Source organism: Catenulispora sp. GAS73 (assembly GCF_041262085.1).
Lineage (GTDB): Bacteria > Actinomycetota > Actinomycetes > Streptomycetales > Catenulisporaceae > Catenulispora.
The window spans coordinates 26008-36486 of record NZ_JBGCCM010000066.1 but is presented as its reverse complement, the minus strand read 5'-3'; the positions used below and the strand labels follow the sequence as shown (position 1 = coordinate 36486).

The 10479-nt window shown below is 66.5% G+C and carries 8 protein-coding genes and 1 pseudogene; 3 read left to right on the top strand and 6 right to left on the bottom strand.

All coding sequences use genetic code 11. From position 1 onward, the window contains the following. Positions 1-773, bottom strand: a 773-nt coding sequence (locus tag ABH935_RS49250) for a CHAP domain-containing protein (RefSeq protein WP_370384936.1), incomplete at its 3' end; no start/stop codon positions are given. A 550-nt stretch (positions 774-1323) separates the two neighbouring features. On the opposite strand from ABH935_RS49250, the pseudogene ABH935_RS49245 reads away from it, so the two are divergent. The 3 genes and pseudogenes from ABH935_RS49245 to ABH935_RS49235 all read left to right on the top strand — a co-directional run bounded on the left by ABH935_RS49245 (position 1324) and on the right by ABH935_RS49235 (position 4079). Beyond that, positions 1324-2566 (top strand): annotated as a pseudogene (locus ABH935_RS49245) (IS256 family transposase). 182 nt (positions 2567-2748) lie between these two features. After that, positions 2749-3561: a BTAD domain-containing putative transcriptional regulator gene (locus tag ABH935_RS49240; protein ID WP_370384935.1), complete on the top strand. Its 813-nt coding sequence runs from the start codon at positions 2749-2751 to the stop codon at positions 3559-3561. A 128-nt stretch (positions 3562-3689) separates the two neighbouring features. After that, positions 3690-4079 carry a heavy metal-responsive transcriptional regulator gene (locus ABH935_RS49235; protein WP_370384934.1) on the top strand — a complete coding sequence of 130 codons (390 nt, stop codon included), beginning with the start codon at positions 3690-3692 and terminating at the stop codon, positions 4077-4079. Positions 4080-4339: 260 nt separating this feature from the next. On the opposite strand, the gene ABH935_RS49230 is transcribed toward ABH935_RS49235, so the two are convergent. The 5 genes from ABH935_RS49230 to ABH935_RS49210 all read right to left on the bottom strand — a co-directional run bounded on the left by ABH935_RS49230 (position 4340) and on the right by ABH935_RS49210 (position 10455). Then, complete coding sequence (locus tag ABH935_RS49230; protein ID WP_370384933.1) at positions 4340-5857, bottom strand: amino acid permease; 1518 nt, start codon at positions 5855-5857, stop codon at positions 4340-4342. Positions 5858-5923: 66 nt separating this feature from the next. Further along, positions 5924-6595: a hypothetical protein gene (locus ABH935_RS49225; protein ID WP_370384932.1), complete on the bottom strand. Its 672-nt coding sequence runs from the start codon at positions 6593-6595 to the stop codon at positions 5924-5926. Between the two features lie 1127 nt (positions 6596-7722). Next, complete coding sequence (locus ABH935_RS49220) at positions 7723-8514, bottom strand: hypothetical protein (RefSeq protein ID WP_370384931.1); 792 nt, start codon at positions 8512-8514, stop codon at positions 7723-7725. 946 nt (positions 8515-9460) lie between these two features. Continuing rightward, the gene (locus ABH935_RS49215; protein WP_370384930.1) at positions 9461-10066 is read right to left on the bottom strand and encodes a hypothetical protein; all 606 of its coding nucleotides are present in this window, start codon (positions 10064-10066) and stop codon (positions 9461-9463) included. Between the two features lie 8 nt (positions 10067-10074). Next, positions 10075-10455 carry a response regulator transcription factor gene (locus ABH935_RS49210; RefSeq protein WP_370384929.1) on the bottom strand — a complete coding sequence of 127 codons (381 nt, stop codon included), beginning with the start codon at positions 10453-10455 and terminating at the stop codon, positions 10075-10077. Positions 10456-10479: the final 24 nt, after the last annotated feature.

Here is a 10479-nt window from a genome sequence, read left to right as displayed (position 1 = left end):
ACGAACAACTCCCCGCCGGTCGTCAGCACCCCGATCCAGTCGCCGTTGATCTGGAATTTGGCGATCCCGCCCATCTCCGCCGGCGACCACTGGGCGTACAACCCGCCCTCCTTGATCTCGACGACCCCGCCCGCAGACTCCAACACCCCCAACCGCGACACCAACGGGGCGAGTGCAGGCGGGGCGACGTAGCCTTCGATCCACATACCCATGACGCTTGAGTAGGTGCCGACCGCGCCGTTGTAGGCAGGGTTGGCGACCACGTGCGACGAGCCGGCGAATGCCGCCTCCGTACCACCATTGCCACCCCAGTCGCCGCTGATAGTCGCGATCGTGCCATCCGGGTTGACCTGGCTGACAATGGCTACGTGGTTGATCCCCGACGGGCCAGTGCCCGTGTCGCCCTGCGCGTTGGAGAAGACGACCGCGTCGCCGACGGCAGGGGTGTTCGACAACGTGCCGTGGCTCTGGCCGTAGGTGTAGAAGGAGTGCGCGGCCGCGGTGAGACCGGCCAGGTCGGTGACACCTGAGTTCTGCCATGCCCAGATGGCGAAGTCTGCACACCAGAATTCAGGCTGCCCACCGTTGCCGGTGCAGCTTCCCTCGAAAGCGTGCCCGCCCAAGGTGTTGGTCGAGCACGCCATCTGTCCGACGTTGGCGGCCGCCAGTTGAGCGATGCCAGAACCGGAGACCGTGCTCGCCGAGGCCGACGTCGCCGCGAAACCACCCAACATGGCCGTGAGCGCACCCGTGAAGATCGTTGCCCCGGCCACCCGAGCCCGCCGATGGCCTCCTCTTCTACCGGTGTCCTGCCGCCCGGGAGGATGGTCTTTGTCACACTCGATCGCACGTTCGGACTGCATTGCTTGCGTTCTCCAATCGGCATGACCCATATGCGGAAGAGGGTAGGTGGCTGTTACCAGCCGACCCCGGGAGCTGGTGAGCGGATCTTCGCGCATCTGACATGCGCATCCTGACACGCTCGCCCTTCGGATAATCTTCGAACGCGTTGGTGCGTTCAGCGCGCTCGCGGTCGAGGACCGGTACCTGGCCCAGCAACGGGCGGGCTTGCGCTGCAGGACCGCATGCCGCCGGGGATATATATCGAAGATCGCCTTGGCGAGGCTTTCGTTCGGCTTGTCGTGATGCTGCGGCACGTCGTGGGTAACGTCGATCGTCGGGAATTGACTGGCACCCGGCAGATGCGCAGAGATGGCGTCCGTTGGTGTGGTGTAACTGGCCTTGAGCTGGGCTCTAGCGTGTAGGGAGCCATCGCAGGACCTTCAAAGGGAAGGCTTTAATTTCCCGAAGGGCGGCCCTGCGATGGCTCTCTCCCAGTCTGAACTGTTGGACCTACTGGCGTCACTGCGTTCTTCCGACAACACCGACATGGTCCGCACCGTGCTGGAGCGGATCCTGCAGGAACTCATCGAGGCCGAGGCCACCGCGGCGATCGGGGCGGCACCGTTCCAGCACAGCCCAGAACGCGTCAACCAGCGCAACGGGCACCGTGAACGCGGCCTGACCACGGCGGCCGGTGATGTGGAGCTGCAGATCCCCAAGCTGCGTACCGGCTCGTTCTTCCCCTCGCTGCTGGAGCGGCGCCGCCGGATCGATCAGGCGCTGTTCGCGGTCGTCATGAAGGCCTACGTCCACGGCGTGTCCACGCGCTCTGTCGATGACCTGGTCAAGGCCCTGGGCGCAGACACCGGGATCTCCAAGTCCCAGGTGTCGAAGATCTGCGCCGGGCTGGATACCGAGATCGCTGAGTTCAAGAACCGCACCCTGGACCACACCACGTTCCCGTACGTGTTCTTGGACGCGACCTACTGCAAGGCCCGGGTCAACCACCGCATCGTCTCCCAAGCCGTGGTCATCGCCACCGGCGTCAACGCCACAGGTATCCGGGAGATCATCGGGTTCGCCGTCGGCGACAACGAGACCGAGGCCTTCTGGAAGGAGTTCCTGCGTTCGTTGCGGGCCCGGGACTGTCCGGGGTGCAGCTGGTGATCTCCGATGCGCACGCCGGCCTGGTCGCCGCCATCTCCCAGGTCTTCCTGGGTTCGGCCTGGCAGCGGTGCCGGGTCCACTTCGTACGCGACGTCCTGGCCAGGATCGAGCCTGGTTCCGGCGAGATGGTCGCTGCGACCATCGCACCATCTTCGCCCAGCCCGACGCCGCGGCCGTCCACACACAGCTGCACCTGGTCGCCGACCTGCTGGCTGCCCAGTTCCCAGTCGTCAAGGACATGCTCCTGCGGGCCGAAACCGACATCACGGCCTACGCCGCCTTCCCGGACACGCACTGGAAGAAGATCTGGTCGACGAACCCGTTGGAGCGCCTCAACCGCGAGGTCAAACGCCGAGCCGACGTCGTTCAGGTCTTCCCCAACCCCGCAGCGCTGGAACGCCTCACCGGCGCGGTCCTGGCCGAACTGCACGACGAATGGCAAGTCGCCGACCGCCGCTACCTCTCAGAAGGCTCCATGGCAGAGCTCCACGGCACCGGCACCACCACCCAATTCACCGGACCCGCAGCACTCCCACGCAGCAAAAAGACCAGCTAAACCAAGAACTCTTACACCACGCCAGTGGACGTGGCCTGCGCAGACCCAAGAAGCGATCGTCGGCGCTTATAGACACTGCCGGGCCGGCGACGGCACGGTCGTGGAATCTGACTAACACCGATGTGGCAGAGCGTGTGCGTATCGTGCGGCTAGTTTCTGCAGTGCTGTAGTGGGGAGCGGAAATGAAGCACTCAGCGGTCGAGTTCCGCGTTCTCGGTCCAGTGGGGGTATGGGTTGACGACGCACCGGTGGCTATCGGTGGTCCCGGGCCTCGCGGACTGCTGGCGGTTCTGCTGCTGTCGCGCGGGAAGGTAGTGTCTGCGAAGCGCCTGGTCGGGGCGTTGTGGGGCGATGAGCCACCGGCGACGATGACCGGTCGCGTGCACTCGCTGGTCAGTGAGGTGCGCCGGTCCCTGTCTTCGGCAGGGCTCGGACCCAGCGTGATCCAAACAGGTGCCGGCGGATACCTGCTGGATCCCACGGTCGGTACCTTCGACCTCGACGTATTCGGCTCGTATGCGGCGGCGGGCTGGCGGACGGCCCGACGGGGCGAGCGCGAAAGTGCTGCTGTCCTTTTCGGCGAAGCGCTCCAGGCGTGGTCCGGGGACGCCTTGCAGGGTTTGGAAAGGCCGTTCGTCGAACACGAAGCGTATCGGTTGGAGCAGTTGCGGCTGGACGTCGTGGAGGCGTGGGCAGCCGCTCTGCTTGAGGCGCCGGGCGTACCCGAGGCGGACCTGATCCACCGGCTGACCGCGCTCGTTGACGGTCATCCGCAACGCGAAGCTTCCGTCGCGCTGCTGATGACGGCGCTGCACCGTGCAGGGCGCAGGTCGGAGGCGTTGCAGGTATATCGGACCAACCGTCGGTGGCTGCGCGATGAGTTGGGTTTGGATCCCGCATCAGGATTGCGGCAGTTGGAATCGGCGATTCTGCACGCCGGCTTTGTGCCCGATGCTCTACCAAGCGTGGCTTCTGACCTGGGTGCCGGGTTCTGATCTCGGTTTGTAAGAGGCCGGTAACAGTGGCAGGGCAACACATCGATCCGCATAGCCGCCTCCAAACGGTCTTGCTTCCGACGTTAGACCTTCCATCGCACTGGAAGGTCAAGAGCTACTGTGGAAGCATGCGCATCGGAGTCGTGGCCGGCGCAGCCGACACCACCGCCAAGACCATCCGGTTCGACGAACAGGCAGGTCTGCTCTCGGACCCACCACGCACACCGTCGAGCTACCGCGACTATCCGGCGGAGACAGCCGCCCAGCTGGCCTTCATCCGCACTGCGCAGACCGCCGGTCTGACCCTCGCCGAGATCCGAAGCGTTCTGGCGATTCGCGACGACGGAAAGCCGCCCTGCGAACACGTTGCCGCCCTGCTCCATCAGCACCTCGCTGACGTCGAGCAGCGTGTGGCCGAACTCCAAGCCACCCGAAATATCCTGCGTGACTTGGCTGACGCCGCCGATGTCACCGACCCCGAGACCTGCACCGCCAACATCTGCCGCATACTCACCTGAAACTCGTCCAACGCGATCTGTTCCAACGCACCATTCGACAAGGACATGCGACGAGGCCAGGTCAGAGGGCTGACGACGCCTAGCTAGTCGGCCGATGGAGCGCGTATTGAAGCCGTCGTATTCCCCCGGCGGCGGGGCTTTGTAAGCCGCTGCTGTTGTCACCGGGCGTGTCCTGCAGGGTCGGCGGCCTAATTTGGCGCGGCCGGGGCCGGTTGCGGTTGTCCAGTCCCGGCCGCGCATCTGGCGTTTTCCGAGCGCTCTTAGATGACGTCCAGATCGGCGAAGGTGTCAGCCTCGATCATGGCGGTCGGGGTGGTATAGCCCTCACGTCCGCGCAGCATCCACCACACCCAGGCCAGGACCAACATGACGACGAGCACTATTGGGGCGTAGTTGAACGACAGGGCGGTGATCGGGGAGGTTTGTGGCAGGCAGAACAGAATCGTCTCGATCCCTACCCACACCACTGCGGTCACACCGATAAAGACGCCCCGCTTTCCAAGGTTCCACGGCCCCGCGTCGAACTCCTTGCCCTGGCGGACTCGCAGGTAGATGGGGATGGCGTACGCCGGGGTGATCCCGACCACGTTGATGGCGGTGACCGCACCGTAGGCCGCGATGTTCCATAGGCTGGGAAGCGCCAGTATGAATGCGATAACGACGGCCATCCACACTGCGCGGGCTGGCACATGTCGGCTGTTGAGGGTCCGCCAGGACTTCGAGCCAGGCAGAGCTCCGGCGCGGGAGAACGCGAAGACCATGCGGGCGCAGGCTCCAGTCGCCGCGAGGCCACAGAAAAGCTGTGCCAGGATCACCACTGTGAGCAGCACCTCAGCCCAGTTCGTCCCGAGCGCATCCGTGAAGATCTGTGCAGGAGGAACAGAGGCTGCGGACTCGCCGTCGTACTTCCGGACCGCAAAGAGCATCCCGACAATAAGGACGAGGCCCGCGATCCAGGACACCCAGATGGCACGCACGATGCCACGGGGGGCTGATGTCGCGGCCTGAGATGTCTCTTCGGAGAGGTGCGCGGACGCGTCGTACCCGGAGAACGTGTAGCCGGCCAGAAGGAGGCCGACAGCGGACACGTACAGCGGGTTGCTGAACCCGGAGTGGTCGGCGAAGTGTGCGAACACGAATTTCGGGCTCTGGTGCTGCGACGGGATGATCGCTAGAGCGCCGACGATCAGTGCCACTCCGGCCAGGTGCCACCACGCGGAGATCCTGTTAAGGATGTCCAGTGCCCGGACGCCGAACATGTTCAGCAATCCATGGACGACCAGAACAATCGCGTAGATCCCGATCAGGGAGTACTTCGTCGGGTTGAAGTCGAACCGCATTGCGCCCAAGGCCCCGATGAACTGGGATGCGCCGAAGTCGATGCCCGCTATCGCGCCGAGCATGCCCAGCAGGTTCAGCCAGCCGGTGTACCAGCCCCACCGCTTCCCGCCGAGCCTCTCGGCCATGACGAACAGTCCGCCAGAGGTGGGGTAGGCGCTTGTGACCTCGGCGAGCCCGAGACCGACGAGGAGAACCAGCGCGCCGACGCCGATCCAGCCCCACACCATGACAGCCGGGCCGCCGGTGTTCATACCGAGTCCGAACAGCGTCATACAGCCGGACAGGATGCTGATGATGGAGAACGAGATCGCGAAGTTCCCGAACGGAGACATCCGCCGGGAGAGAATCGGTTCGTATCCGAGCTCCCGTAGCCGCCGATCGTCAGCGGGGTCGAGCATGCTGGGGGAGGAGGGGGTGGCGCCGTCGGGCGATGACATGGCGATGGTCGATCCTTCAGACGGGAAAAGCAAGGGACATTGTGATATGAGCGGGTTCGTCATCGGTCATCCGGTCGTGGTCCGGATCTGGTGGCGGGCCAGCATCGACTGGGCCCGGGCCTGCACCAGCTTCGCAACGCCGTCATCGGCGACTTGCTCCCAGGGCCGCGTCGCCCCGTAGGCGCCGATCGCCTCGAAGACGTCTGCGGCGATGTCCAGCCGGTGAGCCGCCCACAGCGCGTGCGCCAGATGGGACAGGTCGAGCACCAGGCGCGTCGCCGGCTCAGCGCGGCGAAACCAGGCCCAGGCGGGCTGGATGTCGGCGAGGGCGGCGTCCGTCGTCCACAGCAGGTGTGGCAGTCCGCCCGCGCTCGCAACGTGGCTGTTCTGTTCCCACAACCTGACCAGCGCGTATAGAGGCAGAACCTTGACCGGGCTGGCCGGTCCGATCTCCGGGAATGAGGCTATCCAGCGGGCGAACATCTGCGCGTCGAGCACACGACCCCCGGCCCCCGACGCTGCGATGGCACCCAGCATGCGGTGGGCGGCCTCCCGGTTGCCCGGGTCGATCCGCCACACGTCGAAGAACTCACTCCACGGTCCCGGAATGGGACACGCGGCAGGCCCCTCGGTGAACGTCCGGCGAGCACACGCCAGCGCGAGCAAGCCTAGGTGCGGAACCGGATCGGCCGGGTTCGCCTGGGAAGCTTCCCAGCAGGCGCTCTGCGCACGGCGCACGCTGTCCGCACCTTCGCTGAGCGAACCTGCTACGACTAACGCAGCACACGTGCGCTCCACGGCGACGCGGGAGCGCATGGTGCAGGCGTGTACATCGCCCGGACGCTCCGCAAGCCACTGCTCGACCGCATCTGTCGCGGCTGCGACACGGCCAGCAGCAGGGTACGGGTACAGCGGACGCCCGGATCGGCTGACTCCCGAGCGGCCAGGAGGTCTGCCATGCCAAGCCAACGCCCGGTTGCGACGTCGCTGAGAACCGATGCCAGGGCACCGTCGGTGCCGGCAGGATGAAGTACCGGACGCGAGCCCGCCAGTTCAGTCAGGGAACCTGCTCCGTGGTTTCGTGTTGCTGGCGAGCGACTATAGGCCGCGCCGTCTGGATTCCGATGGCTGCGGGGCCATAGAGAATCGACTACCGCCACCACTCGTCCTCCTAGATCACACGGAGCTGCGAATATGAATCAAGGAAAGGCGCAAGAAATACATTCGGCTGGCTTCTGGACACCACGGAACTTCCGTCTGTGGACACGGCGTGGGAGCGCTCGGTGGGCTTTACCGCAGTGCATGGCGAACACGACCTGGTCTCGCACCGTCAGTAGACTGACGCAGCGGAGTCTCCCAGGGGTCGCTGTCACGGTCATGTCATCGGTGTGCCAGGGCTCTGTTATGTGTGCCCAGTGTTCGGCGGATCGGTGGTCGGTATCACAGCCCGCTGATGAGTGGCCGCCTCTCTGGAGGATCTTCAGCAGCTGATTCAGGTGGCTTCGAAATCGGCGCGCAGCTCAGAGAATCGCGGATTATCGAGCCAGCGCCTGATTGAGCCAGTCCCACAAATCACAGGGCCTCGGAGAAGCGGCCCGCCTTCTCGAAGATCATCAACGTCGGCAAATTCAGCGTCAAGACGGAGTGCGGGCGTGGATGCGCAGCGAATCAGTGCCCTGGGATGGTGTCGTGGTTAAGCGCTCACGGGGGGTGAATCGGTGAAAATCGGTCATTGAAGCGGCCGCTGCTTGTTTGACAAGCGCGCGAAGCGCTCCGAAGTGCGCACCAGAAGCGGCGCCGTGCTGCCGTTGACGCCGCGGCGCCGCAGTCAGCTCGGGCCGGCTCCTCGCGCGTCGCAGCTGCGATCAGGCTCCTGGCACGGCAACACCCAGAGCCCGCAGTTCCGCCAGACCCTCCTCACGCTCCGGCGTCAGCATCAACGTGCTGGCCCGCTCGAACCGCGCACCAAGGCTGTCCCACTGCCCGACAGCCTCCATGAGTAGCAGGGGATCGGCGTCGAGACGCCCACGTGCCCTGGTCACGCAAGCGTTCGCCCAAGGATTGTCGCGTGCGGAGCGGCGCAAGCGGTCGGCGGCGTTCGGCGCGCCGGCGACATCCGCGAGTTCAGCTGCCGCAGCCCCGATGTACTCGCTGATGCTGAGCAGCGAGGATGGCACTTCAGTCGCGGCGAGATACGGGACCGGCCCGCCGCGATGGATCGCCAGCCGGAGCGCGACGAGCCCCGCGAACGGAGCGTGATATTTCCGCAGGCCCACGTCCAGGGCGCCCAGAGCTTTGCGCGCGCGGTGTTCCCAGATGTGCCGCGCTGCTTCGTCGCTACGCAGGCCGTGCACCAACGCGATGCAGGACGCTGCCGGAGAGATTAGGGTCGCCGCCGGCGCGCCGCTCCGGCGCCACGCCTGCCACAACGGCTCCGCCAGGGCCAGTGCCTCGTCGAACCGCCCGAGCAGGACCAGCGGCGGGACCAGCTTGGCGGCCGGGCGGTAGGGGTGCATGCCGAGCAGGTCGTGAGCGTTGATCTGCCGAGCGACGTCGAGCGCTTCGAGCAGGCGGCCGGAGCTCAGAGCGACCAGCCACTCGGTGTGCCGGATCTCCAGTAGCTCGGCGGCGTGGCGAGGATCGTCCTTGTCCATCATCCAGCAGGCGCACCCGTTCGGCGGTGGCCGTGCGAGCGTCTGCAATCCGTCCCTCTCGCCCGGCCGATTCGGTCTCGGCCGACAGCGCAGCGCTCATCAGAATGCTGTCGTCGGCGAGCCGGGCAGAGCGCTTCGCCTCGGCGGCGAGCTGTGGGGATGCTGCCGGGTTGGCCCACAATCGTGCCGCGTCCAGGTAGGCCGTGGCTTCGACGTCGGCGGGGGGCATCGCAGCAACTGCGTTCGCGAGCAGCCGCTCAGCCTCCGACGCTGGAATCGGGCGGCTGAACCCGGAGGGGAACCGGAACGCGGTGAGCAGAGCTTCGAACCAGCCGATCGCCGCGTCGCGTCCGTTCCCGGCGCGGGCGGCCGAGGCGAGCAGCAGTTCGTAGGCCTGGTCGGCACGATCGATCGTGAACGTCGCGTGCCCGGCGGTGCGCAACGCGACGGCGGCCTCCTGATCGTCGGATGCCAGCTCGGCGGCACGCTGGAAGTGCGCGACCGACTCCCGCAGCAACCTTCTGGCATAGGCCAGTCGCGTGAGCGCCCACGCCAGACGCCGACCTTCCGCCCCGGGTCCTGCCGTCGCCAGGGCCGCCCGCAGATCGTCGACCACGCGATCGAACTCCACGATCCACCCCGTTGCCTCACCGTGACGCGCAGCCTGATCGAGCAAGACCTCCGCTCGGTCGGCCGCCCAGCTCAGATGCCGCATTTGCACCTGCGTGCGCTGCTCGGCGGCAAGCTGATCGTCGGCGAACGCCCGAATTGTTCGAAGTATCCGCCAGCGCCCGTCGCCTTCATCACGCAGAATCAGACACTTGTCGACGAGCCGCCCCAGCACATCGACCACATGGGCGGCTGGCCTCTCCCCAGCGAACGCCGTCACCGCTTGGATGTCGAACCCGCCGCAGAACACAGCCATCTCCGCGAACAAACGTCGCTCCGGTTAGCTCAGCAGCCGATGGCTCCACTCGACCACCGCACGCAGCGACGTGTGGCGCCGATCCCCGCCCCGCCCGCCGGACACCGGCCGCAGGATATCATCAAGCGCAGCCAGCAAACCCTGCGGCCCCAGCGAAGCCGCCCGCGCCGCGGCCGGCTCGATCGCCAAGGGCAGCCCGTCCAGGCGCGCACAGATCGCGGCAATCACCGCAGGCGCGGCGGCGAACCGCTCGTCCACAGCTCGGGCACGGTCGGCGAACAGAGCCTCGGCGCCGGAGGCAAGCGGCAGCGGCCCCACGTGCAGCACTCGTTCGCCGGGCAGGGCGAGGCGCTCCCGGCTGGTCGCCAGCACCGTCATCCGTGGGCAGGCTGCCAGGATCCGCTCGACCAGCGGCGCAAGTTCTGCCAGCGCGTGCTCGCAGTTGTCCAGGACCAGGAGCGCGTGGCGCTCGGCCAGGAAGGCGGCGACCGACTGCTCCAGTGACTGCTGCTGGACGTCGGCCACGCCGAGCGCCGCCGCCACCGTCTGCACCGCGAACGCCGGGGCAGCCAGCACCAGGTCGACGAACGCGCCGGGGTCGCCGAACACCATCGCTGCGCGCTTCGCCAACACGCATGCTAGGCGCGTCTTGCCCACTCCGCCAGGTCCGACGAGGGTGACCAAGCCGGGTTCGCCAACGGCTGGCACTGCGGCGTCCACCTCATGCGCGCGGCCGACGAAGGAGGTGTGCGTGAAGGGGAGTCCCGGGAGCCGAAGGACCTCGCCACCGGAAATTTCAGCGTCCAGAATGACGACTTGGCGGACGGCCGAGGCAGCCCGGGCCAAGGCCCGCCGGTCCGGCACCTGAACTTGCGCAGCAGCGCCGAGACGTGACTCTCCACCGTCCGCACGGAGATGCCCAGCGCAGCGGCTATCTCGGTGTTCGCCAGGTAGGCTCCGATCCCCGCGAGCACCTCCGCCTCGCGGCGCGAGATCTTCGGCGCTCCGGCTGTCGGCATCGGCTCCATCTCGGCGGCTCTCCG

What these genes read in the sequence shown, in the direction of transcription:
- ABH935_RS49230 (WP_370384933.1), bottom strand. Translation starts at nt 5,857, where the DNA reads ATGTCATCGCCCGACGGCGCCACCCCCTCCTCCCCCAGCATGCTCGAC.
- ABH935_RS49210 (WP_370384929.1), bottom strand. Translation starts at nt 10,455, where the DNA reads ATGCCGACAGCCGGAGCGCCGAAGATCTCGCGCCGCGAGGCGGAGGTG.
- ABH935_RS49220 (WP_370384931.1), bottom strand. Translation starts at nt 8,514, where the DNA reads ATGATGGACAAGGACGATCCTCGCCACGCCGCCGAGCTACTGGAGATC.
- ABH935_RS49235 (WP_370384934.1), top strand. Translation starts at nt 3,690, where the DNA reads ATGCGCATCGGAGTCGTGGCCGGCGCAGCCGACACCACCGCCAAGACC.
- ABH935_RS49240 (WP_370384935.1), top strand. Translation starts at nt 2,749, where the DNA reads ATGAAGCACTCAGCGGTCGAGTTCCGCGTTCTCGGTCCAGTGGGGGTA.